This window comes from Amycolatopsis sp. N2S4-7 (assembly GCF_058119595.1).
The window spans coordinates 8530059-8555228 of record NZ_CP172299.1 but is presented as its reverse complement, the minus strand read 5'-3'; the positions used below and the strand labels follow the sequence as shown (position 1 = coordinate 8555228).

Sequence of the window (25170 nt, the reverse complement as noted above, 5' to 3'; positions counted from 1 at the left end):
GCACCGCACTCGTCGAGCCTGCCGTGGGGTGGTCATGGCCGCTGACGGCACCCGGCTCCAGCCCCAGGACCTCCTGCGCGTGACGGCGCAGCACTCCGGCGACACCGTGGTGCTGGCGGTGTCCGGGGAAGTCGACCTGCTCAGCGCCCCCGTGCTGGGCGACGAGATCGCCGCGGCCCTCACCGAGACGCCGAGGCTGCTCGTGATCGACCTGACCGACGTCTCCTTCCTCGCCTCCATCGGGATGACCGTGCTGCTCCAGGCCCGTCGCGAAGCCGGCACCGACACCCAGGTCCGGGTCGTCGCCCCGGAGCACAGCGTCGTCGAGCGGACCCTGCGGCTGACCGGCCTGCACGAGGCGCTGGCCATCGCGGCCACCCGGGACGACGCGCTGAAGTGATCACCCGGCCGCCGGACGGGCGAACCGGGCCGCGATGGCGTGGAAGACCTCCTTCGGCTCCCACGCCAGGCCGGAGTAACCCTGGCGTCCCTTGAGGACCTTCACGACCCCGTAGCTCGCCAGGTCGAGGTCGCGGCGCGGCTCGGAGTCGTGCGGGTATTCGTAGCCGGCGAAGGTGAACCAGAACGCGCCGTGCACGCCCTCGGCTTCGAAGACGTCCATCAGCTCGGTGAAGTAGGCCACCTGACCGGCCTCGTCGCGGACGTAGTCGCCGTTCAGCACGCGCGGCTCGGCCTCGAGGTCGACGATCGTCCAGCCCGTGCCCCCCGCGTCGGCCGCGCCCCGGTACGTGCAGCAGCCGAACTCCGTGACGACCAGCGGTTTGCCGTGCCCGAGGTGGTTCCGGACGTGCTGGGCGAAGTCGCCGGCCTCGGCCGCCGAGCGGTACAGATCGACCGCCGCGTAGTCGAACGGGGACCAGTCGACCTCTTCCCAGTGCCCGGCGGCGTAGGTCACCTTGCCGTGGAAGTGCTCCCGGGCGACGTCGACGACGCCGCGCAGCACCTCGGCGAAGTCCCACTCGGGCGAGAAAGCGGCCCACGCCTCGGGGTCCGCCGCGTTCCGGAACCGTTCCAGCAGGTACGCGCCGGGCACGAAGCCGGTGCAGAACAGCGACATCTCGCAGCCCAGCACGAGCACGGTCTCCGGGTCCCGCACCCGGATTTCCTCCGCCCGGGCGGCGCAGTCCGCGAAGTAGGACCCCAGCTGCGGCGGCGTCAGGTCCATCGGGAACGGCGCGAACCACACGCGCAGGCCGCAGTCGACCGCGGCGTGCGCGGCCAGGGCCAGGCGGTCCGGGTCGTCGCCGCTGATCCGGACGGCGTCGCAGCGCAGGTCCGCCGCGATGATCTCCAGTTCCCGCCGCACCACGGCCGGGTCGAACTCGATCCGCGAACGGTCGCCGACCGCGCCCCCGAAACCGGTGTCGTAGTTGATGCCCCTGAGTTCCATCCGCCCCTCCCCGAATGTACGTCGTACACGCGAATGTACGCTGTACACTCCGGGCATGCCACCCCCGGAACCGCTGATCTGGCACCACCCCGAGCCGCCGGGCCGGAAGAACGCGCTCACCCGCGCGGCGGTCGTGCGCGCGGGGATCGGCGTCGCCGACGCCGGCGGGGTCACCGCCCTGACGATGCGGGCCGTGGCCGACGCGCTCGGCGTGTCGACCCCGATGTCGCTGTACCGCTACGTGCTCAACAAGGACGGCCTGGTCGACCTGATGCTCGACGCGGTGTCGGCCGAGGTCGCGGTCCCGGCCGGGCCGAGCGGGGACTGGCGCGGCGACCTGCGCGGGCTCGCGGCCGGGCTCTGGCGGATGATCGGCCGGCACCGCTGGTACGCCGAACTGGTGGACAGCCGGCCGCCGTTCGGCCCGAACACCCTGCGGCGCGCCGCCTTCCTGATGACCGTGCTCGACGGGGCGGGGCTCACCCCCGCCGTCGCGTACGCCTCACTGCTGGACAACTACGTGACGGGCACGGCGATGAGCGTCAGCCGGGAACTCGAAATGCTCGGCCGGTTCGGCATCGGCTCGACCGACAACCTGCGGCAGTACGAGGGCGAAATGGCCGACGACACGCTCGGCCCCTGGCTCCGTGACATGCCGGAGCTCAGCGCGGAGGCCCGGTTCGAGCTCGGTCTGGACTGCCTGCTCGACGGGTTCGCGAACCGGCGAGCCGGCGCCCGGCCGTAGCTCACCGCGGTGGCCGGACCCTTCACGCCGCGGACCAGGCCCGGCGGATCCGTTCGCGGATCGCCGCCGCGTCGGCGGCCAGGCCGCGGCCGGTGTAGATCTCGGCGGCTTCCTGCCAGCAGGCGATCGCTTCGTCCACGTGGCCCACGTGGTGCAGCGAATCGGCCAGGACGGCCAGCGGGGCGGCGAGCGTTTCGTCCTGGCTGCCGAGGGACTCACGGCCGAGGGCGACCGCCCGCCTGCCGTGGACGATCGCCTGGTCGTGGTCGCCGACGCCCTGCCGGCCCCTCGCCAGGACCGCCAGCGCGCACGCCTCCCCGTCGGAGTCGCCGATCCGGTGCCGCAGCCGCGCGCTGCGTTCGGCGTACTCGATCACCCGCCGGTGGTTCCCGAGGTCGGCGTGGACGGCGCCGATCATCCCCTCCACGATCGCCTCCCAGCGGCCGGTGTCGAAGCCGCGGCTGAGCGCGAGCGCGTCCTCGAGGTGGCGCAACGCTTCGGCGTAGCGCCCCTGCTCGCGCATCAGCCTGCCGAGGTCGTTCAGCGCGGCGATCCGGATGTGGGTGTTGCCGGCCTCCTGGGCGATGGCGACGGCGCGGACCAGGTCGTCCTCGGCTTCGGGCCGGTGCAGGTGGGCCAGTGCCTCCCCGCGGGAGAGCAACACGTTCGCCTCGTGCGCGCGGTACCCGCCGCGGCGCGCCGCGATCAGGGCCGCGTCCGCGGTCTCGATCCGCTCCTCCCAGGCCCCCACCAGGATCAGGAACCCGAACGCGTCGACCAGGTGCACGGCGTGCGCGTCCAGGTTCCGCTCGACGGCGTCGTGCAGGGCGGCGACCAGGTTGGCCCGCTCGGCGGTGAACCAGGCCCAGGCTTCTTCACGATCGGCGAGGGGGTGCGGGTGGGCGGGCTCGGGAAGGCCGGCCACCAGCCGGGTGCTGGCCGGGTAGAGCCGCCGGTCGGCGACGTGCGCGGTGTGGCTGTACCACCCGAGCAGCGCGTCGACGGCCAGGCGCCGCTCGATCGGGTCGTCGTGCTCGCGGGCTTTCTCGGCCGCGTAGGCGCGCAGCAGGTCGTGGAACCGGTAGCGGCCGCCGGCGACGGGCTCGATGAGGTGCGCGTGCGCCAGGGCGTCGAGCAGCAGCCGCGTCTCGCGCGGGGGCAGGCCGGCGAGCGCGGCCACCGCCGGCGGGGACACGTCCGGGCCGGGGTGCAGGCCGAGGCGGCGGAACAGGAACGCCCGCTCCGGTGGCAGGCGTTCGTACGACCAGTCCAGCACCGAGCGGACCGCGGCGCGGGGGTCCTGCCCCCAGCTCAGCGCGTCCAGCCGGAAGCGGTCGTCGGCCAGTTCGGCGACGATGCCGGCGACCGGGACGGCCGGTTGCGCGGCCACCCGGCCGGCGGCGATCCGCAACGCCAGCGGCAACCGCGCGCACAGCCGGATCAGCTCGCGCACGGCGTCGGGCTCGGCGGCGGTCCGGGCGGCGCCGACGATCCCGGTGACCAGGTGCAGCGCCTCCGGCGGCGAAAGCACGTCGAGGGTCAGCCGGTGGGCGGCCTCGGTGACCACGAGACCGGTGAGGCTGTCGCGGCTGGTGACCAGGACCATGCACCCCGGCGTGCCGGGCAGCAGCGGCCGGACCTGCTCGGCGCTGCCGACGTTGTCCAGCACGAGCAGCACCCGGCGCCCGGCCAGCAGCGTGCGGAACAGCCCGGCGCGGGCCCCGGACCCGTTCGGCATGGCCGCCGGCGGCACGCCGAGCGCGACCAGGAAGTCGTCGAGGGCCTCGTCGGGGCTCGCGGGACGGCCGGGGCCGTACCCGCGCAGGTTGGTGTGCAGCGTGCCGTCGGGGAACCGGTGCTGGACGCGGTGCGCCCAGTGCACCGCGAGCGTGGTCTTGCCGATCCCGGCGGAGCCGTCCAGCGCGGAGATCACCACGGCGTGCCCGCCCGCCTCACCGTGGCCGGGCGGGAGCAGGGCGTCGAGCGCGGCGAGGTGGTCGTCGCGGCCGGTGAAGTCGCGGATGGCCGGCGGCAGCTGACGCGGCACGGGTGGTACGGCGGGCGCCGCGGGCGGGTGCGCGGCGAGGAGCTCGCGGTGCAGGCTCTCCAGCGGACCGGCCGGGTCGACGCCCAGGTCGCCGACCAGCCGGGCGCGGATCCGCCGGTAGTGCTCGAGCGCGTCGGCCGTCCGCCCCGCCCGGGGGAGGGCCGTCATGTAGTGGCGGGCGATCTGCTCGTCGTAGGGGTGCGCGGCGGCCAGGGTGGCGAGCCCGTTCACCAGCCGCGGTCCTTCGCCCAGCCGGAGCCGGACCTCGGTCAGCTCGAGCTGGGTGGTCAGCCGGTCCCGTTCCAGCCGGTCGCGTTCGGAGTCGGCCCACTCCCCGCTCAGCCCGGTCAACGCCGTCCCGCGCCACAACGCGAGCGCCTCGGTCAGCCGCGACGCCAACCGCCGGTCGTCGGCGTCCCCGCTCGCCTTCGCGCGCAGCTCCTGGAAGCGGTAGAGGTCGACCGCGGACGGCGTGCCGTCCAGGGCGTACCCACCCGCCCTCCGGACGACGGCGACGCCGTCGACCGCGGCGAGGGCCCGCCGCAGCCGGGAGATGTAGCTGTGCACGGTCTCGCGGCCCCGCCTCGGCGCCGCGCCGCCCCAAACCCGTTCGACGAGCGCGTCGATCGGGACGACCCGCCCGTTTTCGACCGCCAGCGCGGCGAGCACGCAGCGCTGCTTGGGATGTCCCAGCTCGACCGGCTCACCGCCGGCGCACGCGGTGATCTCCCCCAGCAGACGCAGCACCGCGCCACCCCTCCCCGAGAGCTCGCCACCGTTCACCAGCATATGGCAGTCACCCGGAAAAAAAGTCACACGGCTCAGCCCACGCTCCGGCCCGGTGGGTGGCACGATGGGCCGGTGAGCGTGCGCAGCAGGAACAACGTGGTCGTCACCGGTCGCGAAGACGGCCGGACGGTACTCCTGGCCCACGGTTTCGGCTGCGACCAGAACCTGTGGCGCCTCGTCGTCCCGGAGCTGGCCGAGCGGTACCGGGTGGTGCTGTTCGACCACACCGGCGCCGGGCAGTCGGACCTGTCGGCCTGGAGTGCCGAGCGGTACGCCGGCCTCGACGGCTACGCCGACGACGTCCTGGCCATCTGCCACGAACTCGACCTGCGGGACGTCGTGCTCGTGGGGCACTCCGTCAGCGCGATGATCGCGGTGCTGGCCGCCAACCGCGAGCCGGGCCGGTTCGCGAAGCTGGTGCTGCTCACGCCGTCGCCCTGCTACCTCGACGACGACGGCTACCGCGGCGGGTTCAGCCGCGAGGACATCGACGAGCTGCTCGCTTCGCTGGAGTCGAACTACCTGGGCTGGTCGGCGGCGATGGCGCCGGTGATCATGGGCACCCCGGAGCGTCCGGAGCTGGGCGAGGAACTGAAGAACAGCTTCTGCCGGACCGACCCCGCGATCGCGCGCGTGTTCGCCCGGGCCACGTTCCTCTCCGACAACCGCGCCGATCTCGCCGAGGTCAGCGTGCCCACCCTGGTGATCCAGTGCTCCAACGACGCCATCGCGCCGCCCGAGGTCGGGCAGTTCACGCACGAGCAGATCGACGGCAGCGTGCTCGTGACGCTCGACGCGACCGGGCACTGCCCGCAGCTCAGCGCGCCGGAAGCCACCGCCGGCGCGATCACGGCGTTCGTGAGCGGCCCGTGATGTGCGAGGCCGGCGACCACCCCGGCCCCGGCGGTCGGGCCGAGAACGCCGGCCCGGCGTTCTCGGCGTTGCTGGAGGACAGCGCGGAAGACCTCTACGAGCACGCTCCCTGCGGGTACCTGTCGACGTTGCTCGACGGCACGATCGCGAAGATCAACGCGACGCTGCTCGGCTGGCTCGGCTACGAACGCGACGAGGTGGTCGGCCGCCGCCGGTTCTCCGACCTGCTGACCGTCGGCGGAAAGCTGTACCACGAGACGCACTTCGCGCCGCTCCTGCGCATGCAGGGCGAGCTCGGCGGCGTCGCGTTCGAGCTGAAGGCCGCCGACGGGAAGCGGCTGCCGGTGCTGGTGACCTCGACGCTCAAGACCGGCACCGACGGCCAGGCGCAGCTGATCCGCACCACGGTCTTCGACGCGAGCGACCGGCGCGCCTACGAGCAGGAGCTGCTGCGGGCGCGCGACGAAGCCGAGCGCGAACGCGACCGGGTGCAGCGGCTGGCGAGGACGCTGCAGCAGACCCTGCTGCCGCCGGCGCTGTCCGAGGTGCCCGGCATGCAGGTCGCGGCGTACTACCACCCCGCGTCGGCCGACGAGGTCGGCGGCGACTTCTACGACCTGTTCCCGCTGACCGGCGACCGGTGGGGGTTCTTCCTCGGCGACGTGTCCGGGAAGGGCGCGGCGGCGGCCGTGGTGACGTCGCTGGCGCGCTACACGCTGCGGGCGGCCGCGGTGCACGACCCGGACCCGGCCTCCGTGCTCGACACCCTGAACACCGTGCTGCACCAGCAGTTCCACGGCGCCGACCCGCGCTACTGCACGGTCGTCCACGGCCACCTCCGGCCCGACGGCGACAGCGCCGCGGTCACCGTCGCCACCGGCGGGCACCCGCCGGCGCTGCTGATCCGCGCCGACGGCACTTCGTCGTTCCTCCACCTCCCGGGCGGCCAGCTGGTCGGCGCGCTGCCGTCCGCGCGGTTCGTCACCGTCGACGTGCACCTGGAACCGGGGGACACCCTGCTGCTCTACACCGACGGGCTGACCGAAGCCCGCAGCAACGGCCGCACCCGCTACAGCGAAGAGCGGTTGCAGGAGGACCTGAGCGGCCTGGCCCCGGCCACCGCCCCGGCGGTGATCACGGCGGTGACCGGCCTGCTGGCCGGCTTCGGCGACGGCGTCGAGGACGACACCGCCCTGCTGGCGCTGGGCATCCCCCTGCCGGAGAGCGAGCAGCAGTGACCACGACGCCGTTTTCCGCCGAAACCGAGCCCACCGAGTCCGGCCCCGTCCTCACGGTCCGCGGCGAGCTCGACGTGGCGACCGCACCCCGGCTCCGCGCCCGGATCGCCGAGCTCACCCTCGGCGCCGGGCAGCTGCTGGTGCTGGACCTGGCCGGAGTGGAATTCTGCGACTCCAGCGGGATTTCGGCGTTGATCGCGGCCCGGAATGTCGCGGAGGCCGCCGACGCGGGGGTCGCGCTGGTCGCCGTCCCCGCGCGGCTCAGCCGGACGTTCAGCTTGATCGGGCTCGCGGGCTTCTTCCCGACTTACGCGAGTGCCGAGGAAGCCGCCGCTGCACACCGCTGACGTCGCGTCAGCCCGGGAGTCGCCGGGGCGACGGCAGGGAGGTCCTTCGCGACCACCTCGAAGCGGCGGCAACGGCCGACGCAGCAAGCGCCCACGCCCGGGTCCGTCAGGAGGCGGCGAGAGCCGTGATCCCGAAGGCCAGCAGGGCGGCGGCCTTGAGCACCTCGAGTCCGATGTGAGGTAAAGCTGATCGCGGCGGCAACCGGCACGGCTCCTCCCATCGACGGCCGAAGACGGTGACCAAGAGGTGGGAGACCACCTCTTGGTCACCGCAACGGGCGAAACCCGTCCTACGCCAAGGCGTCACGCCACTTCCGCGCCAGCTCTCGCAGGAACTCCGGCTCGCTCTCCGCCACCCGCGGGAACGTGTCGAGGCGCTCGAAGGGGCGGCAGGCGTCGATGATCGCGCGGCTGTTGTACGGCGGCTCGCCCTCGCCCCACAGCGGGTCCAGCTTGCTGCCCCACGTCCGCTTCATCACCTCGATGTCGCCGGCCGGGTCGCTGCGGGTGGACATCGCCCAGATGACCTGGTCCAGGTCCGCCGGGTCGATGTCGTCGTCGACCACCACGACGTAGCGGTTCATGTACGCCGCGGCCGGGCACTGGGCGGCCAGGTAGGCGACCTGCCGCGCGTGCCCGGCGTACCGCTGCCGCAGGGAGACCGCGATGAACAGCCGTCCGCCGCCCGACTCGTGGGCCCACGCCTTCACCACGCCCGGCACCCCCGAAGCCACGAGCTCGTCGTGGATCATCGCCGACTTCATCACCGTGCGCATGTACGAGTAGTCGTGCGGTGGCTTGCCCGGCGGGGCGCCGAGCATGATCGGGTCGTCTCGGTGGTACAGGCGGGTGATCTCGACCGCCAGGTTCGGGCGCCGCCGTCCGGAGTAGTAGCCCGTCCACTCGCCGAACGGGCCCTCCTCATGCAGGTGGCCGGGCCGAAGCCAGCCTTCGATCGCGAGCTCGCTGCCCGCCGGGATCGGCAGCCCGGTGTCCGGCCCGGTGACGACCGGCACCCGCTCGCCCAGCACCGCGCCGGCGTACTCCAGCTCGGAGATCCCGTGCGGCACCTCCGTGCCGCCCAGCACGAGCAGCAGCGGGTCGTGTCCGAAGGAGACGGTCACCGGCGCACGGCCCTCCTTTTCGAACCAGCGCTGGATGTTCTGCGCGCCGTGCTTGCCGGGGACGGCGGCGATGGTGACGCCACGGCCTTCGTCGGCGACCTCCATCCGGTAGCAGCCGCCGTTGTGCACGCCGGTGTCCGGGTCGCTGGTGACGACGAAGCAGCCGGTGCCGATGAACCGCCCGCCGTCGTGGGCGTGCCAGCGCGGCACCGGGAACGCGAGCAGGTCGACCTTCTCGCCCGGCACCTCGTTGGCCAGCAGGGGTGCGGCCTCGACCGGGAGCACGGGGAACTGCCGCGCGGCCGCCGCCCAGCGCGACGGCTTCCCACGCAGCGCGTCGACGACGCCGTCGTCGTCGAGGTCGTCGCCCAGCCGCAGCGTCCGCCCGAGCCGCCGCGGCGAGCCCGTGCTGCCGGTGAGCACGCGCATCCCGGCCGGGTAGCCGGTGATGTCGTCGAACAGCACCGCCGGCGGCGGGTCCATCCGGTAGCTGAGTTCGGCGATCCCGCCGAGCTCGAGGTCCCAGTGCGCGCCCCGCACGGTGCGCAGCTCGCCGAACCCGGCGACGGCGTCGAGGTGGCTGCGCAGGCTCAGCAGCGGTTCGGTCACAGGTCTCCTCCGGCGAAGTGGGTGGCGACAACCGGCCACAGGTCGGGCCGTTCCAGCAGGCTCAGGTGCCGCGCGTGGTCGAGCACCCGCAGCTGCGCGCCTTCGATGCCGTCGGCCAGCTCCCGCGCCATCGAGGGCGGGGTCGCGTAGTCCTCGGCGCCGACCAGGACGAGGGTCCCGGCCCGGACGTCGCCGAGCCGGTCGCGGGCGTCCAGCGCGCCGAGCGCCCGGCACGCGGCCGCGTGGGCCTTCGAGTCCGTCGCGGTGAAGATCCCGCACACGCGCTCCACCTCGTCCGGCCGCGCGGCGCGGAAGGCATCGGCGAACCACCGGTCCCGCTGGAACTCGAGCTGGGCGACACGATCCAGCCCGAGGGCGCGCTCGGCCCGCTCCGCCCATTCGGCGACGCTGTCCGGGCCGTACCAAGCGGTCGCGTCGGCGAGCACGAGCCGGTGCACCAGGTCGGGCCGGGCCGCGGCGAGCACGAGGGCGGTGCTGCCGCCCATGGACAGCCCGATGACGTCCGCCGGGCCGGCGCCGAAGTCCTCGATGACGGCCGCGGCGTCGGCGGCCATGTCCTCGACGGTGAAGTCCGCACCGTCCCAAGTGGACGCGCCGTGGCCGCGGGCGTCGAGCGCGAGCACCTGCTGCCGCTCGCCGAGGTACTCGGCCACGGGGTCCCACACCGCGCCGCTGAGCGCGAGCGGGTGCAGCAGGACGACGGGGCGGCCGGTCGCGCCGGTCCGGCGGACGTGCAGGTCCTTCACGCGCTCTTCCTTCCCTCGCCGGCTTCGCGGCGGGCGGCGGCGGCCTTGATCGCGGTGCGGATCTCGCCGTAGGTGCCGCAGCGGCAGATGTTGCCTTCCAGGTGCTCGGTGACGTCGTCGTCGGTCGGCCGCGGGTTCTCGGCCAGCAGCTCGTGCGCCATCATGACGAACCCGGGAATGCAGTAGCCGCACTGCATCGCACGGGCCGCGACGAACTCCTCGACCACTTCGTCGCCGTCCGGCAGGCCGTCGGCCGTCGTGATCTCCGCGTCGTCGTAGCGCGTGGCGCGGGTCAGGCAGCTCGAGACACTGCGTCCGCCCGCCAGGACCGTGCAGGCCCCGCACGCGCCGACGCCGCAGCCCTCGCGCGCGCTGGTGACGCCGAACTCGCGCCGCAGCACGTCGAGCAGCAGCTCGTCGTCGGCGACCGCGAGCCGGCGGCGCCGTCCGTTGACGGTCAGCTGGATCTCCCTCATGACTGCTCCTGCTCGGTGATCGCGGTGAGGATCCGTTCGGGGGTCAGCGGCAGCTCGGTCAGCCGGACGCCGGTCGCGTCGCGCACGGCGTTGGCGATCGCCGGGGCCAGCGGGATGATCGCGGTCTCGCCGACCCCCTTGGCGCCGAACGGCCCGGTCCGGTGTGGACTCTCGATGACGATCGGCGTCAGCTTGTCCGGTATGTCCTTGATGGACGGCAGCTGGTAGTCCAGCAGGGTGCCGTTGACGATCTGGCCCTCGTCGAACACGAGCTGGTCGAACAGCGCGTGCCCGAGGCCCATGACCGCCGCGCCGGAAAGCTGCTGCTCGACAAGCGCCGGGTTGATCGCGCGGCCGACGTCCCCGGCGACCGCCAGGTGCTCGACGTGCACCCGCCCGGTCGCGGTGTCGACGGTCAGCTGGACGGCCGCCGCGCCGGCGAACCAGTGCTCGGTGACCTGCGGCGACTGCCCGGTCTCGTGGTCGTACGGCTGCCACGACGTCGTGAAGTTCGCCTCCGCCGTCAGCGTGGTGCCCCGCGCCCCGAAGTGGGCGAGCAGCAGGTCCGGGATGCTGACGGTCGCCTGGCTCTGGGCGCTGACCAGGCCGTCGCCGGTGACCTTGATGTCGGTCGCCTCGACGCCGAAGTGCTTCGCGGCGAGGCCGGTCAGCTTGTCGCGCATCGCCTCGGCGGCGAGCCGCACGGCGTTGCCCGTGTGGTAGGTCGACCGGGAGCCCGCGGTGATCGTGTCGTAGGGCGTGACGTCGGTGTCGGCGCCGACGACCCGCACCCGGCCCTCGCCGAGGCACAGCACCTCGGCGGCGACCTGCGCCATGATCGTGTCGCTGCCCTGGCCCATGTCGACGGTGCTGATCAGCACGGTCGCCGAGCCGTCCTGGTTGAGCTGCACGGTGGCGTTGGAGATCGTCGGGGTCAGCACGGCCTTGATCCCGACCGCGACGCCGCGGCCGCGCACGAACCGGCCCTCCGCCGGGGGCAGCGGCTCGGACCAGCCGATGGCCTCGGTGACGGCGTCGAGGCAGCCGGCGAAGTCCGCGCTGTGCATCGGCGTGCCGACCGGGGCGATGTCGCCCTCCCGCAGCAGGTTGCGCCGCCGGAACTCGGCCGGGTCCTCGCCGCGTTCGCGGGCGAGCTCGTCCACAAGGGACTCGTGGGCCCAGGTCACCTGCGGCACGCCGAACCCGCGGAACGGCCCGGCGGACGGCTTGTTCGTGTAGACGCAGCGCGAGCGCACGCGCACGTTGTCCACTTTGTACGGTCCGGTGGCGACCATGCCGGACTTCGCGGTGATGCGCGGCCCGACGTCGGCGTAGGCGCCGGTGTCGTACCGGACGTCGGCGGTGGCGGCGGTGATCGTGCCGTGCTCGTCGGCGGTCATGCTGCCGGAGACGGCCGCGCCGTGCCGGGTGGTGAGCAGGAACGCCTCTTCGCGGCTGGCGGTGATGCGGACGGGCTTGCGCTGCGTCCAGGCCAGCGCCGCGACCAGCGGCTCCAGCCGGTCGTACATCTTGGCGCCGAAGCTGCCGCCGAGGGGCGCGGTCCGCACCCGAACCCGGTTGAGCGGCAGGTCGAGCAGGTCCGCGAGGCTCTGGCGCACGTACGACGGCGTCTGGGTGGTCGCGACGAGTTCCAGCCGGTCACCGTCGGGCCACGCGGCCGCGTACGGCAGCTCGATCGGCACGTGGTGGGTCGGCGGGGCCCAGAACTCCGCGCTCACCGTGGTCCCGCGGGCCGCGCCGGGGTCGCCGCGGCGGAGGTTGAACTCGTAGTTGACGTTGGTGTCGCGCTTGCCGCGCAGGTGCTTCAGGTCACCGAACACCGCCGACGGCCGGAGTTCCTCGTGCACGTAGGAGGTCCCGGCGATGGCGTCGTCGACGTCGTGCACCGGGTCCAGCTCGTCGTAGCAGACCTCGATCTCCTCAGCCGCCTGGCGGGCCTGCGCGACGCTGTGCGCGAGCACGGCCGCGACCGGCTCGCCGACGTACCGGACCTTGTCCACGGCCAGGCACGGCTGGTCGGAGAACGCGGGGCCGGTCATCAGCCGCTCACCGAGCAGGGCGAACAGGTCCGCCCCGGTCACGACGGCGACGACGCCGTCGGCCGCGAGGGCCCGGGTGGTGTCGACCGCGACGATCCGCGCGTGCGGCCGAGTGCTGCGGTGGACGGCGACGTCGAGGCAGGGCCGGACCGGCTCCTCCGCCGCGTAGCGGAACTCGCCGCGGACCTTGGCGCGCCCGTCGGTGCGGGCCCACCGCTCACCGACGGCGACGCCGGCCGAAGAACGGGATTCGCCGCTCATCGTCTCGCTCCTTCCAGGAGGATCGCACGGCTTCTTCGACGGCCACCAGGCCGAGCCGCGTCTTGTAAGCGCTTCCCCCGCGCACGTCGGGGAGGGGGTCGATCAGCGGCCGCGCGACCTCTTTGGCCGCCTCGACGACGTCGTCGGCGGAGGTCTCGCCCGGCAGCTCGAACTGGGTGAACACGGGCACGTGGGCCAGCGCGCCGAGCCCGAGCCGGATCTGCCGGCGGCCGCGGCCGGTGGGCACCACCAGCGCGGCGGCGGACGCGCACGGCCAGTCGTTGACCGCGAGGCTCGACAGCTTGGCGAAGTGCGCGCCCGCGGCTTCGGGCTGCCGCGGGATCTCGACCGCGGTGATGATCTCGCCGGGCCGCAGGGCGGTCTGCTGGAAGTCGACGAAGAACTCCCGCGCGGGCACGGTCCGCTGCCCGCCGGAGGACGTCAGCTCGACGCGCGCGTCGAGCACCATCAGCGCGGTCGGCGGGTCGAGGCGGTAGTCGCCGTGCGCGAGGTTGCCGCCGACGCTCGCGGTGTTGCGGACGCGGGGGTTGGCGACGCGGCCGTAGACCTCCGCGGCCAGCGGCGCGATCTCCCGCACCAGGGAGCTGGTTTCCATCTGGCGCAAGGTGACCAGGGGGCCGGCGCGCAGGCCCTCCTTGGTCCGGGCGATCTCGGCGAGGCCCGGGATCGCGCCGATGTCGACCAGGTCGGAGGCGAACAGCACGCCCTGCTTGAGCAGGATCTGGACGGCGGTGCCGCCACCGTAGACCATCGCGTCGTCCCCGGCGTCCATGATCGAGCAGGCTTCGGCGAGCGTGTCCGGGTAGTGGTAGGCCGGCATCAGCTCTTCTTCCCGAACAGGCGCGCGAGCAGGCGGCGCCACCACGAAACCGGCGCTTCGGCCGGGTCGGCCGGTGCCTGGCGCCGGGGGCCGCCGCGGCGGTCGAGGACGCTGCGCAGCCCGGGGTTGTCCGGGCCGGGCGGGCCGGCGGCGCAGATTTCGGAGAAGGCGGCGACGAACTCCTTCTCGACCTCCTGCGAGCGCCGCCGGACGAGCGACTCGCCGAGCCGGCCGATCCGGCCCCAGATCGCGACGTCGAGGCTGTACTCCACCTTCGAGGAATCGGGTCCGTCGGGGCGGACGCCGAGCCGCGCGTCGATCTTGATCGAGCTGCCGAGCTTGTGGTCCTCCCCCTTGAGCAGGGCCCGCACCAGTTCGGGCTCGCGCAGTTCGGTGATCTCCGCGGAGAACCCGGCGCTGAACCGCACGTGGGCGATCTCGTTCACCAGGCGGCCGCGGTAGTGGGCGGGGTCCGCCCGGTCCAGCTCCGTGCAGCCGGGGACGCTGACCCGCATCGAGTCGGGATCGAGGAAGTGCGCGAACACGCGTTCGTGCCCGGCGGGGACGAGGAATGAGGATCCGAGCTTCATAAGATGACCACCAGAGAGGACTAAGTGTCTGCTATAGAGGACACTAACACGGACCTGGCGACAGGGAAACCGGCTCGGCTACGGTGCGCGAAGGAAGAGCGACGAGGGGCGAGAATGACGAGCGACGTACCAGCGGTGCTCAGCGCAGTGCGACTCCTGGAGCGGATCGCGAGGGACTGGCCGGAACCGGTGGCCTCGGGCGTCCTGATCGAGGAACTGGGGCTCAACCGCAGCACCTGCTACAACATCCTCGGTACGCTGCAGCGGGCCGGCTGGACCACCAGCCGCGACGGCTGGTCGCTCGGCCCGCGGCTGCTCGCGATGGCCCGCCTCTCCGAAGACTGGATGACCGAGATCGTCCAGCAGGAACTGGACGCGCTCAGCCAGCGGATCGGCTTCATCGCCTTCGCCGTCCAGCCACAGGGACAGGGCACGTACTCGGTCCTGGCGAAGGGGGACCGCGGCAAGGGCGTGCGGATCACCGTCGGGGTGGGCGACACGTTCCCCTTCTCGGCACCCGCCATCATGCGCGCGTTCCACGCGTGGTCCGACCCGGCCGAGGTGAACCGGTTGATCGAGCGGTTCGGCGTCGAGGAGTTCACCCCGGCGACGGTCACCGGGCCCGGCACCCTGCGCGTGGTCTTGGACGCCACGCGCGAGAAGGGGTACGCCGAGAGCATCCGGGAGTACGACCTCGGCCAGTCGGGTGTCGCGGCGCCGGTGTTCGACGCGCAGGGCCGCGTCTGCATGGTGATCTGCTCGCTCGCGTTCTCCTCCGAGCTCAACGAGTCCAATGTGGAGCACTACGGCGCACTGCTGCGCGAGTGCGGGTTGCGGATCACCGAGCGCACCGGCGGTACGGCGAAGACCGCCGGCTGACCCGCGCGGCGGGTCCACTGTGGATCATCACCGCCGCCGATCCGCACCTACGCCCGCGTTGCCGGGCTCGCGCCGCAGCTGCGGGCCGGGTACCCGAAAAAGCCCCGGACGCCGGATCGTTCCTTGACCTTGCCCTCCGGCTCGCTTACGGTTCCGCATGCAGGACTCGATGTCCTCAGTGCAGGACAAGGGACTTGCGGCCCTGTCCCGATCCGGCCCACGGCGGCCCGGAAAGGAGATCCCGTGTCCGAGGTCGCCCTCACCCGGAAGCCCTGGGCCAAGACGTTGGACCGGACCCAGTGGCGCTCCCTGCTCGCCGCCAACCTGGGCTGGTTGTTCGACGGCTTCGAGACCTACGCGCTCATCCTGACCGCGAGTCTCGTCCTGAGGACACTCGAGCCCGGCGCACCGGCCATGCAGGTGGCGTTCCTGACCGGCGCCACGATCGCCGTCACCCTGCTCGGCTGGGGCTTCGGCGGGATCCTCGGCGGCGTGTTCGCCGACTACTTCGGCCGGCGGAAGGCCCTGCTCACCTCGATGGTGCTGTACGCGGCGTTCACCGGGCTCACCGCGGTTTCCTGGTCGTGGACGTCGTTCCTCGTCCTGCGGTTCATCACCGGCTTCGCGCTCGGGTCGGAATGGGGCACCGGCACGTCGCTGGTGGCCGAGACCTGGCCCGCGCACGCGCGGGCCAAGGCCGCCGGTCTCATGCAGTGCGGGCTGGGGCTCGGCTTCTTCCTCGCCTCGGCCTGCTGGTACTTCATCGCCCCGCTGGGGGCGGACTCCTGGCGGTACATGTTCCTCATCGGCGTGCTGCCCGCGGTGTTCGCGCTGTGGCTGCGCCGCAAGGTGCCCGAGTCCGACTCCTGGACCAGCGCGCACCGACGGCGTCGCGAACTGAAGCAGCGCGACGACGGTGACCTGACCGCCGGCGAAAAGTCCTTCACCCGCCTGACCCTGCGCCAGATCCTGGTCGACCCCAAGCTGCGCAGGCTGACCATCCTCGGCTCGCTGATGTCCCTCGTCACCACCCTCGGCTGGTGGGGCATCTCGACCTGGGTCCCCGCCTACGTGGCCTCGCGCGCCGCCGGCTCCGGGCACTCCGCGACCGCGTGGGCGAGCTGGGCCGGGATGATCTACAACGCCGGCGCGATCGCCGGCTACGTCGCCTTCGGGTTCATCGCCGACCGGGCCGGCCGGAAACCCGCCGTCCTGCTGTACTTCGCCGCCTCGCTGGTCCTCACCCCCGTGCTGTTCCTGTGGACGCACAGCCTCGGCCTGATCGTGGTCGTGCTCGTCGTCAACGGGTTCTTCACGCTGGGCCAGTACACGTGGATGCCGGTGTGGCTGCCCGAGTTCTACCCCACCCACCTGCGGGCCACCGGAGCGGCGTTCGTGTTCAACGCCGCGCGGTTCGTCGCCTTCCTCGGCCCGCTGACCGCCGGCGCGATCATCTCGAAGCTCGGCGGGTACGGCATCGCCGCGACCACCGTCGGGATGATCTACGTGCTCGGCCTCGTCGTCGCCCCGTTCTGCCCCGAAACGCGCGGGCAAAAGCTGCCTGACTGACTTCCCGGGAAAGGGAACCTTCCTTGTCGACCCTGCAGACGCCCACCGGAACCGGTGGGCTCACCCCAGTGCGCTCGAAAACCGCCCGCATCCTCTTCTTCGCGTTCCTCGGCACGCTGTTCGACGGCGCGGAGCTCAACCTCGTCGGCTACCCGCTGTCCTACCTCGCGGAGAGCTTCCACGTCAGCACCATCCAGATCGTGCAGGTCGCCACGCTGCAGGGGTTCGCCTCGATCGCGGGCGGCATCCTGTGCGGCTGGCTCGGCGACCTCTACGGCAGGCGGTGGACCTACACCGGGTCCGTGCTGGCGTTCGGCGTCGCCGCGCTGCTCGGCGGGCTCGCCCCGAACTACTTCGTGTTCCTGCTGACCCGGTTGCTCGCCGGCGTCGGGATGGGCGGGCTGTTCGGGCTGTCGTTCTCGATGTTCGCCGAGTGCTGGAAGACGCGCAAGCGCGGCATGATGGGCGGCTCGATCCAGGCGATGTACTTCGTCGGCCAGATCCTGACCGAGGGCGTGGTGTACGTCTGCCTCGTCGAGTTCGGCGAGGACCGCGGCTGGCGCACGGGGTACGTCCTGATCGGCGTCACGACGCTGGTGATCGGCGTGGCCGCGGCCGTGCTGCTGCCCGAGTCCGAGCAGTGGCTGACCTACCAGCGCGAGCTGAAGGAGGGCCGGGTGCCGGCGCACCTGCGGCGCACCAAGGTGCCGCTGCTCGACGTGTTCCGCGGCGGCTACGCGGTCGGCACGCTGCTGTTCATGGCGCTGGCCACGGCGTTGTTCCTCACCACGAACTCGCTCATCTCCTACCTGTCCACGTTCCTCATCAAGGTGCAGAAGGTGCCGCTGGGCACGGCGAGCCTGATCGTCCTGCTGGGACTGGTCGTCACGGCGATCACCTATCCCCTCACCGGAATCCTCTCCGACGCCCTGCGGCGCAAGTGGGCGTTCTTCGTCTCGGCGCTGTTCGGGGTGATCGGGTTCGGCTGGCTGCTGAGCCTGGTCCTCAGTGGAACGACGAAGATCGGCACGGACTTCTGGGCGTACCCGACGTTCTGGGCGCTGATGATGTGCGCCGGCGGCAGCGGCGGGTTCGGCGTGCTCGGCATCTGGATGGCCGAGTTCTTCCCGACGCGCGTCCGCTCCAGCGGCTCGAACCTGAGCTACTACGCCGGACGCGGCTTCGGGGCCGGGCTGTTCCCGCTCGTCGCGTTGTCGCTCGCGGGCACGGTGCCGCTCGCGCTGGCGCTCGGCATCGTCGGCCCGGTCGCCGGCGCGGTCCTCGCGCTGCTCGCCCCGGACCGCACCGGACGGCGCATCGAGGCGATCGAGTGACGCACCGGACGGTCGTCGTCGCGATCACCGGCGCCACCGGCGCGTGCTACGGGGTGCGGATGCTGGAGCTGCTGTCCTCCCGGCCGGACACCGAGGTGCACCTCGTCCTGTCGAAGGCGGGTGCGGTGACGTTGCGCCACGAATGCGGGCTTTCCCCGGCGGAGCTGGGAAAACTCGCCGACGTGCAGCACCGGCCGGGCGCGATCGGCGCGTCCATCGCGTCGGGCTCGTTCCCGGTCGACGCGATGCTCGTCGCTCCCTGCTCGGTCAAGACGCTGGCGGCGATCGCGCACTCGTACACCGACAACCTGGTCAGCCGCGCCGCGGACGTGTGCCTCAAGGAGGGCCGCCCGCTGCTGCTGATGGTCCGCGAAACCCCGCTGCACGTGGGCCACCTCCGGGCGATGACGGCGGCCGCCGAGGCGGGCGCGATCATCGCCCCGCCGGTGCCGGCGTTCTACCCCCACCCGGTGTCGGTGGACGACCTGGTCGACCACACGGCCCGGCGCGCACTGGCACGCGTCGGGCTGCGCGACCTGGCACCCCCAGCCTGGCGGGGCCAGCTGTCACGGACCACGCCGTGACGACCCGGCGCGCACCGGCACGCATCGGACCGGCACCCCCAGCCTGGCGGGGCGAACTGACACGGACCACGCCGTGACGACCCGGCGCGCACCGGCACGCATCGGACCGGCACCCCCAGCCTGGCGGGGCGAACTGACACGGACCACGCCGTGACGACCCGGCGCGCACCGGCACGCATCGGACCGGCACCCCCAGCCTGGCGGGGCGAACTGACACGGGCCACGCCGTGACCTGCCGGCTCGTCCTGGCGAACGCGGTCAAGGCGGGCTCCCCGAAGTATCAGGACCACGATCCGCGGCTCTGCCTTGCCGACGGCCGGTTCCGGCCGTCGCGGCGAGGAGGGAGCGAGTTCATGGCACAGGCAACGGTGTCCCGGCGGCGGCCGTGCCGCGCGTGTGGCGGGCGGTACTTCGTCACGACGGTGTCGGTCTTTTCCGCGGTCCTCGCGATCGCGATCGCGCTGGGCGGCATCGCGAAGGCGGTCCTGGGCAGCGGAATCGTCGCGGCGGCCTCGGGTGGCGCGATCCCCGAGCCGGCGAGTCTCCTGCAGGACGGCTTCTGGGCGATCGGCGGGCTGGTCGTCGCGGGGATCGTGGTGCTCTTCGGGCGTGGTCACCGCTGCATCAAGTGCGACACCCAGCAGTGACCCGAGCGGCTGGATCACCCCGGCGGGGGGTGATCCAGCCGGTTGTCACGCTTTTTCCTCCGGCAGCGCGCACTTCCGGATCACACCGTCGCACTCGAGCTGCTCCAGCGCCTCAGCCGCGGACACCCCGCGCTCCCCCATCCGCTTCGCGAGCGCGCCCGTGACCGCCGCCGCGGCGAACGATGTTCCGCTCCACGTCTTCCAGCCCGTGTACCCCTCGCCGTCGTGGAAGTCGCTCGGGAAGGCGCCGTGGATGTCGACGCCGCGGATCGTGCAGTCGACCCACGGCAGCCTCGGGGTGAACTCCGACAGCTCCGCGCTCGTGGGGTCGTTCGGGCGGCTCTTCTCCTGTCCGATGACGCCGGTCGACCCGACCGCGAGCACCCGGGGCTCCGCCGCGGGCCAGCACGGCGACCGCGACGTCCGGCCGCGGACCAGGCCGGTCACGTCACCGTGGTTGCCGGCCGCCGCGACGACCATCACCCCGGCGGGCACGCGTTCGATCGCCCGGCGGATCACCAGCGGCGGCTCGCCGTCTTCGGTGAAGCAGCCGAACGACAGGTTGAGGACATCCACGCGCCGGGCCAGCGCGGCGATCGCGACCGCGACCGCCCAGCCGCTCGCGGTGTACCCGGCGTCCTTCAGCACGCCGTTGACCACCAGGTGCGCCGCGGGGGCGGCGGCCCGGATCACGCTCGTCACGAACGTGCCGTGGCCCGCCCGGAGAACCTCGGCCGGGGGTGGCGGCTCGCCGAGCCAGTCGTCGGCCTCGACGAGCGAATCCGGCAGGCTCTGGTGCCAGTACAGGGGGGTGTCGACCACCCCGACCCGGACGGGGGAAGCGCCCGCCGCGGCGTGCGGGATGGTCTTCACTTCCGCTTCTCCGGGCTCTCCTTCAGCCATCGGTTTCGGCCCCGCGGGGCGGATCAGGTCGGCGACGCGGTTCGTGCCCAGCACCGGAACCCACCCGCCCCACCGGCCGGCGAACCGCCGTCGAAGCTCGTGCAGCACGTTGCTCAGTACCCCGTCGGCGGAGTCGAACCCGGTGAGCAGCGCGAGGCCGAGCGTCGTGTCGCGAGCGGCCACCGAGTGCGCGATGCCGAGATCGTCCAGCTCCTTCGTGATCAGGTGGAGGTGCTCGAGGTCGGCCACGAGTTCCCCCGGCACGGTGGAGCGGAACAGTTCGTCCGAAGCGGCCATGTTCGGTACCTTTCGTCGGTGGCGTCTACCCTTCGGAGTCGCTGATGGCCGTTCTGATGCATCACCCGGCGCGAGATGCAGCCGATGAGGTGATGCGGGTGGCCGATCTCGACCCGCGCAAGGCGCTCCCGCTGGCCGGCCCGGCCGTGCTCCGGGCCCGGCGCGACCGGGATCCGGCCGCGCTGGCGGTCGCCGAACGCGCCTGGGGACACGCCCTGCTGCACTGCGGCGAGATGGGGGACGCGGTCCGCCACCTGCGCCGGTCCATGGCCGCCGGCCGCGCGGCCGGGTCGGCGGAGCTGGTGGCCGAGGCCCGGATGAAACTGGCGTACGCGCTGGCGCAGCACGGCCGTCCGGCGGCGGCGCTGCGGGAGGTCGATCTGGCGCTGCCGGACTTGACCGGCGCGTCCGCGGCCCGCGCGCTCGCCCAGCGGGCGATCGTCCGGAACCAGACCGGCCGGGTCGACGAGGCACTGGCCGACTTCCGCACGGCGCTCGCGACGTTGCGCCGCACCGGCGACCGGCTCGGCGTGCAGCGGATGCTCATCAACCGGGCGTTCCTGCAGTCCGACCGCTACGCCTTCGCCGCCGCCAAAGCCGATCTGCTGGAGGCCGAGCAGCTCGCCCGCGAACTGGGCCGGGAGCTGACCGTCGGGATCATCGCGGAGAACCTGGGCCGTGTCGAGACGTTCCGCGGGGACGTGCCCGCCGCGCTCGGGCACCTCGACCGGGCCGAGCGGATCATCTCCGCGCACGGGGCCCAGCTCGGCTGGGTGCACCGGCACCGGGCCGAACTGCTGCTGTCGGCGGGCGTCGCCGGGGAAGCGCGCGAGTCGGCCGAACGCGCCGTCGCGACCTACCGGCGCGAACGCCGTCTGCTCAACGTCCCCGAGGCCCGGCTTCTGCTGTCCCAGGCGGCGTACCTGGGCGGCGGCTGGGAAACCGCGGTCACGCACGCCCGGCAGGCGAGCCGCGAGTTCGCCCGGCAGGGGCGGGACGAGTGGGCGGCGGTGGCCCGGCTCGCCGTGCTGCGGGCCGAATCGGCCGCCGGGCGCGTCCCGCGGGTGCCGCTCGACGCCGTCGAGCGGATGGCAGGCACCCTCGCCGGCGCCGGGTGGCCGGCGGCGGCCGTGGAGGCGCGGCTGATCGCGGCGCAGGTGCTGCTCCGGCGGCGGAAGGACGACGCGGCGCGGGAGCACCTGCGGTGGGCGAGCCGGGTGCGCCGGCGCGGGCCGGCGACGTTGCGGGCGCGGGGGTGGTACGCCGAGGCGGTGCTGCGGCAGTCCGGCCACGACGTCCGCGGGGCGCGGCGGGCGGCCCGCAACGGGCTGCGCATCCTCGACGAGCACGCGGCCGCGCTGGGGGCGACGGACCTCTGGGTGCACTCGGCCGCGCACCGGCGCGAGCTGACCGAGCTGGGCCTGCGGTCGGCGCTGGCCGAAGGCCGGCCGGCCGCGGTGCTGGAGTGGGCCGAACGCGGCCGGGCGAGCCGGCTGCTGCACCGGCCCGTCCGGCCGGCCGACGACCCGGCGCTGGCCGGCATGCTGGCGCAGCTGCGGGTTGTCGTCGCCGACATCGACCGCGGCCAGGCGGTGCCGGCGCAGCGGCGGATCACGCTCGAACGGCGGATCCGCGACCACACCCGGCTCCACCCCGCCGCGGCGGCCGGCGTGCCCCCGGCGCCCGCGTCGGCCGGCAGTCTCGGTGCCGCCCTCGGGGAACGCGCGCTCGTGGAGTTCCTCCAGGTGGACGGCGTGCTCCACGCCCTGACGCTGGTGGACGGGCGGCTGCGCCTGCACGCCCTGGGACCGGCCGCCCCGATCGCCGACGGCGTCGACCGCGTGCGGTTCGCCCTGCACCGCCTGGCCCGGCTCGACCGGCGCGGGACGTCACTGGCCGCCCTGCTCACCACCAGCGCGCGGCGGCTGGACACGGCGTTGCTCGAGCCGTTGCGCGAGACCGACGGCCGGCCGCTGGTGCTCGCGCCGACCGGGGCCCTGCACGGCATCCCGTGGTCGGTGCTGCCGTCGTGCGCGGGACGCGCGGTGACGGTGACGCCGTCGGCGACGCTGTGGCGCGAAGCCGACGGCACCCCGGCCGCGGCGGGTCCGGTCGCGGTGGCCGCCGGACCCGGGCTGGCCGGCGCCTCGGAGGAAGCGCGGGCCGTCGCCGCGATCCACGGGTGCGCGCCGATGCTGGCGGAGACCGCGACGGTCGACGCGGTGCTCGCGGCGCTGGCCACGGCGCGGTTGGCGCACCTGGCGGCCCACGGCAACCTCGCGGCGGACAACCCGCTGTTTTCGCGCCTCCGCCTGCACGACGGCCCCCTGATCGTCCACGACCTGGAACGGCTCGCGCGGGTGCCCCACACGCTGGTGCTGGCCTCGTGCGACAGCGGCCGGTCGGTGGTGCCCACGGGCGACGAGCTCCTCGGGCTCAGCGCGGCCTTCATCGGGCACGGCACGGCCCAGCTGGTCGCCTCGGTGGTCCCGATCCCGGACGCCGAGACGGTGCCGCTGATGGTGTCCCTGCACCGGAGGCTGGCGGCGGGCGAACCCGCGGCCCCGGCCCTGGCGGCGGCTCAGCTGGAGCTACGGGACGCCGACCCGGCATCGAGAGCGGCGGCGGCCGGGTTCACCTGCCTGGGCAGCTGATCCAGGTCGGCCAGCGCACCCAGCACCCGCGCGGATCGCCGGGCTCGCGTCGGCACTGCGCCGCCAAGCCGCGTGCACCTCCCGCGCAGAACGCCGATCCGCCGTCGCGAGCGGCGGCGGCCGGGCTCACCTACCCGGGCAGCTCACCCAGCTCCCCCAGCACCGCACGGATCGCCGGGCTCGCGTCGGCACTGCGCCGCCAAGCCGCGTGCACCTCCCGCGCAGAACGCCGATCCGCCGTCGCGAGCGGCGGCGGCCGGGCTCACCTACCCGGGCAGCTCACCCAGCTCCCCCAGCACCGCACGGATCGCCGGGCTCGCGTCGGCACTGCGCCGCCAAGCCGCGTGCACCTCCCGCGTCGGCGGCCGCCGCAACGGGCGGGACACCAGCTCGTCCCCCAGCGGCGGCCGGGCCAGGCGCGGGATCAACGCGAGCACCCCGCCCGCAGCGGCCAGCGACAGCTGGCTGGCGAAGTCGTCGACCAGGTGGCGCACGTCCGGGTCTTCGGGCACCTCCGCGACCAACCGCCGGAACCACTGGTGGCACACCGTGCCCGGCGGGCTCGTCACCCACGCGTGGCCGGCCAGGTCCGCGCCGGTCAGGGGCCGGTCGGCGAGCGCCAGCGGGTGCGTCCGGCTCATGACCACGTCGCCGGCGTCGGTGTGCACGTGCCGCCGGGTCAGTGACGGCGGCAGCGGGGCCGGCAGCCCGTCGGCGTCGTGGACGAGGGCGAGGTCCGCCGTGCCGGCGTCGACGCTGTGGAGGGCCTGGTCCGGATCCTGCTCGGTGACGTGCACGCGCAGGTCCGGGCAGCGCTCCGCCAGTCCCCGCAGCACCGGCGCGAGCAGGCCGCGGATGCCCGTCGAGAACGCGACCACGCGGAGGGTGCCGCGAGGCGCGCCTTCCGCGACCGACTGGGCCGCTTCGGCGCAGCGCTCCAGCGCCTGGAACACGTCGGCCGCCGAGTCGACGAGCGCCTGCCCGGCCGGGGTGAGCACGACCCCGCGGCCCGCCGGCGCCAGCACCGGGACGCCGAGCCGGCGTTCCAGCCGCTTGATCTGCTGGGACACGGCCGACGCCGTGAACCCGAGCTCGTCGGCCGCGCGCGCCAGCGTGCCGCGCGCGCCAGCGTGCCGAGCGCGGCCACCGACCGCAACGCCCGCAGCGCGCCGACCTCGATCATGAAGCCATGCTACGCAGTATCGGCAAAAAACCATCGCTGGACCGCACCGATCGGAGGCGGGAGGGTCGGGTCATGACCCTCTTCGGCTCCAACCTCGTCGCGATGGTGACCCCGATGCGGCCCGACGGCACGCTCTGCGAAGCCGGGCTCGCCCGCCTCGTCGACCACCTGCTGGCCACCGGGTGCGACGGCATCGTCGTCGGCGGGACCACCGGCGAATCCCCCACCCTGACCGGCACCGAGGCCGCGTGGCTCGTCCGCGCGGTGGCGGCCCGGGTGGGCGACCGGGCCCGGGTCATCGCCGGCGTCGGCACCTACGACACGGCCGCGAGCGTCCGCCGGGCCCGCGAAGCCGAGGCGGCCGGGGCGGACGCGCTGCTCGTCGTCTGCCCCTACTACTCCCGGCCGACGCAGGCCGGGGTGGTGGCGCACTGCGTGGCGGTGGCCGACGCGACCGAGCTGCCGGTGATGCTCTACGACGTCCCGGCGCGCGCTGGCATCGCCATGGCGGCGGCCACCCTGGTCGAACTCGGCGGCCACCCCCGGATCCGCGCGGTCAAGGACGCCAAGGGCGACCTGTTCGAGGCGATGTCGGTGCTGGCCCGGACGTCACTGGCCTACTACTGCGGCATCGACGAACTCAACCTCCCGTACCTCGCGTGCGGCGCGGCGGGGGTGGTCAGCGTGGTGGCCAACATCGCCGCCGACCGCACCGCCGCCCTGATCCAAGCGGTCCGCGACGGCGACCTGGCCACGGCCCGGACCGTCCACAACGGACTCATCCCGCTGGTCGACGCCGTCGTGCGCACCTCTTCGGGGACGGTGATGGCCAAGGCCGCACTGGCCGAACTCGGGATCATCCCGCACCCGAACGTCCGGCTCCCGCTGCTCGAAACCCACGACCGCGAGCGGCTGCGAACAGCAATGGCCGTGCCCGGCTGA

Annotated in this window: 21 protein-coding genes and 2 pseudogenes; 12 read left to right on the top strand and 11 right to left on the bottom strand. The window is 73.5% G+C overall.

Translation table 11 applies throughout. The annotated features are described in order from the left end of the window. The first annotated feature begins 34 nt into the window (after positions 1 to 34). A complete protein-coding gene (locus tag ACH54P_RS40335; RefSeq protein ID WP_489908543.1) occupies positions 35 to 400 on the top strand; it encodes an STAS domain-containing protein in 366 nt (121 codons plus the stop codon). Here ACH54P_RS40335 and ACH54P_RS40330 read toward each other — a convergent pair whose 3' ends face one another. Next, a complete protein-coding gene (locus tag ACH54P_RS40330; protein WP_489908541.1) occupies positions 401 to 1411 on the bottom strand; it encodes a glycoside hydrolase family 113 protein in 1011 nt (336 codons plus the stop codon). It lies immediately after the preceding gene. A gap of 55 nt (positions 1412 to 1466) precedes the next feature. Here ACH54P_RS40330 and ACH54P_RS40325 point away from each other — a divergent pair, with 55 nt between their 5' ends. Next, positions 1467 to 2156 (top strand): TetR/AcrR family transcriptional regulator, encoded by a 690-nt coding sequence (locus ACH54P_RS40325; protein ID WP_489908540.1) that lies wholly within the window; start codon positions 1467 to 1469, stop codon positions 2154 to 2156. Between the two features lie 22 nt (positions 2157 to 2178). Here the strand turns inward: ACH54P_RS40325 and ACH54P_RS40320 are convergent, their stop codons facing one another. Further along, on the bottom strand, positions 2179 to 4950 hold the full coding sequence (locus ACH54P_RS40320) for an AfsR/SARP family transcriptional regulator (RefSeq protein ID WP_489908539.1): 2772 nt from the start codon (positions 4948 to 4950) through the stop codon (positions 2179 to 2181). Positions 4951 to 5064: 114 nt separating this feature from the next. On the opposite strand from ACH54P_RS40320, the gene ACH54P_RS40315 reads away from it, so the two are divergent. From ACH54P_RS40315 to ACH54P_RS40305, 3 genes are read left to right on the top strand one after another with little or no spacing between them, the layout of a single operon-like run. Continuing rightward, positions 5065 to 5865 carry an alpha/beta fold hydrolase gene (locus tag ACH54P_RS40315; RefSeq protein WP_489908538.1) on the top strand — a complete coding sequence of 267 codons (801 nt, stop codon included), beginning with the start codon at positions 5065 to 5067 and terminating at the stop codon, positions 5863 to 5865. Further along, positions 5865 to 7103, top strand: coding sequence for a PP2C family protein-serine/threonine phosphatase (locus ACH54P_RS40310; RefSeq protein ID WP_489908537.1), 1239 nt, complete (start codon positions 5865 to 5867; stop codon positions 7101 to 7103). Before ACH54P_RS40315 ends, ACH54P_RS40310 begins: the two co-directional genes overlap by 1 nt. Beyond that, complete coding sequence (locus ACH54P_RS40305; protein WP_489908536.1) at positions 7100 to 7450, top strand: STAS domain-containing protein; 351 nt, start codon at positions 7100 to 7102, stop codon at positions 7448 to 7450. The genes ACH54P_RS40310 and ACH54P_RS40305 overlap by 4 nt, the downstream gene beginning before the upstream one ends. 290 nt (positions 7451 to 7740) lie before the next feature. Here ACH54P_RS40305 and ACH54P_RS40300 read toward each other — a convergent pair whose 3' ends face one another. From ACH54P_RS40300 to ACH54P_RS40275, 6 genes are read right to left on the bottom strand one after another with little or no spacing between them, the layout of a single operon-like run. Continuing rightward, positions 7741 to 9183 carry a UbiD family decarboxylase gene (locus tag ACH54P_RS40300; RefSeq protein ID WP_489908535.1) on the bottom strand — a complete coding sequence of 481 codons (1443 nt, stop codon included), beginning with the start codon at positions 9181 to 9183 and terminating at the stop codon, positions 7741 to 7743. Then, on the bottom strand, positions 9180 to 9950 hold the full coding sequence (locus tag ACH54P_RS40295; protein WP_489908533.1) for an alpha/beta fold hydrolase: 771 nt from the start codon (positions 9948 to 9950) through the stop codon (positions 9180 to 9182). Before ACH54P_RS40295 ends, ACH54P_RS40300 begins: the two co-directional genes overlap by 4 nt. Beyond that, a complete protein-coding gene (locus ACH54P_RS40290) occupies positions 9947 to 10426 on the bottom strand; it encodes a (2Fe-2S)-binding protein (RefSeq protein WP_489908532.1) in 480 nt (159 codons plus the stop codon). Before ACH54P_RS40290 ends, ACH54P_RS40295 begins: the two co-directional genes overlap by 4 nt. After that, positions 10423 to 12747 (bottom strand): xanthine dehydrogenase family protein molybdopterin-binding subunit, encoded by a 2325-nt coding sequence (locus ACH54P_RS40285; protein WP_489908531.1) that lies wholly within the window; start codon positions 12745 to 12747, stop codon positions 10423 to 10425. Before ACH54P_RS40285 ends, ACH54P_RS40290 begins: the two co-directional genes overlap by 4 nt. Then, a complete protein-coding gene (locus tag ACH54P_RS40280) occupies positions 12704 to 13588 on the bottom strand; it encodes an FAD binding domain-containing protein (RefSeq protein WP_489908530.1) in 885 nt (294 codons plus the stop codon). The genes ACH54P_RS40285 and ACH54P_RS40280 overlap by 44 nt, the downstream gene beginning before the upstream one ends. Beyond that, positions 13588 to 14178 carry an SRPBCC family protein gene (locus ACH54P_RS40275; protein ID WP_489908528.1) on the bottom strand — a complete coding sequence of 197 codons (591 nt, stop codon included), beginning with the start codon at positions 14176 to 14178 and terminating at the stop codon, positions 13588 to 13590. Before ACH54P_RS40275 ends, ACH54P_RS40280 begins: the two co-directional genes overlap by 1 nt. Positions 14179 to 14325: 147 nt before the next feature. Here ACH54P_RS40275 and ACH54P_RS40270 point away from each other — a divergent pair, with 147 nt between their 5' ends. The 5 genes from ACH54P_RS40270 (at position 14326) to ACH54P_RS40250 (ending at position 19191) form a co-directional block, all read left to right on the top strand. After that, the gene (locus ACH54P_RS40270) at positions 14326 to 15057 is read left to right on the top strand and encodes an IclR family transcriptional regulator (protein WP_489908526.1); all 732 of its coding nucleotides are present in this window, start codon (positions 14326 to 14328) and stop codon (positions 15055 to 15057) included. A 243-nt stretch (positions 15058 to 15300) separates the two neighbouring features. Continuing rightward, positions 15301 to 16626, top strand: a complete 1326-nt coding sequence (locus ACH54P_RS40265) for an MFS transporter (RefSeq protein WP_489908525.1) — start codon at positions 15301 to 15303, stop codon at positions 16624 to 16626. A 68-nt stretch (positions 16627 to 16694) separates the two neighbouring features. Further along, positions 16695 to 17960, top strand: a complete 1266-nt coding sequence (locus tag ACH54P_RS40260; RefSeq protein WP_489908524.1) for an MFS transporter — start codon at positions 16695 to 16697, stop codon at positions 17958 to 17960. Then, positions 17957 to 18544, top strand: a complete 588-nt coding sequence (locus ACH54P_RS40255; protein ID WP_489908523.1) for a UbiX family flavin prenyltransferase — start codon at positions 17957 to 17959, stop codon at positions 18542 to 18544. The genes ACH54P_RS40260 and ACH54P_RS40255 overlap by 4 nt, the downstream gene beginning before the upstream one ends. Before the next feature lie 353 nt (positions 18545 to 18897). Beyond that, positions 18898 to 19191 carry a hypothetical protein gene (locus tag ACH54P_RS40250; protein ID WP_489908522.1) on the top strand — a complete coding sequence of 98 codons (294 nt, stop codon included), beginning with the start codon at positions 18898 to 18900 and terminating at the stop codon, positions 19189 to 19191. A gap of 45 nt (positions 19192 to 19236) precedes the next feature. Here ACH54P_RS40250 and ACH54P_RS40245 read toward each other — a convergent pair whose 3' ends face one another. Continuing rightward, positions 19237 to 20391, bottom strand: a complete 1155-nt coding sequence (locus tag ACH54P_RS40245; protein WP_489908521.1) for a S8 family peptidase — start codon at positions 20389 to 20391, stop codon at positions 19237 to 19239. A gap of 98 nt (positions 20392 to 20489) precedes the next feature. Between ACH54P_RS40245 and ACH54P_RS40240 the strand changes: the two genes are divergently transcribed. Continuing rightward, the gene (locus ACH54P_RS40240) at positions 20490 to 23045 is read left to right on the top strand and encodes a CHAT domain-containing protein (protein WP_489908520.1); all 2556 of its coding nucleotides are present in this window, start codon (positions 20490 to 20492) and stop codon (positions 23043 to 23045) included. 130 nt (positions 23046 to 23175) lie between these two features. On the opposite strand, the pseudogene ACH54P_RS40235 reads toward ACH54P_RS40240, so the two are convergent. Further along, a pseudogene (locus ACH54P_RS40235) lies at positions 23176 to 23277 on the bottom strand (LysR family transcriptional regulator); the annotation flags it as partial. Positions 23278 to 23311: 34 nt separating this feature from the next. Continuing rightward, a pseudogene (locus ACH54P_RS40230) lies at positions 23312 to 24228 on the bottom strand (LysR family transcriptional regulator). Positions 24229 to 24300: 72 nt separating this feature from the next. Between ACH54P_RS40230 and dapA the strand changes: the two are divergent. Continuing rightward, positions 24301 to 25170 (top strand): 4-hydroxy-tetrahydrodipicolinate synthase, encoded by an 870-nt coding sequence (gene dapA, locus ACH54P_RS40225; protein WP_489908519.1) that lies wholly within the window; start codon positions 24301 to 24303, stop codon positions 25168 to 25170.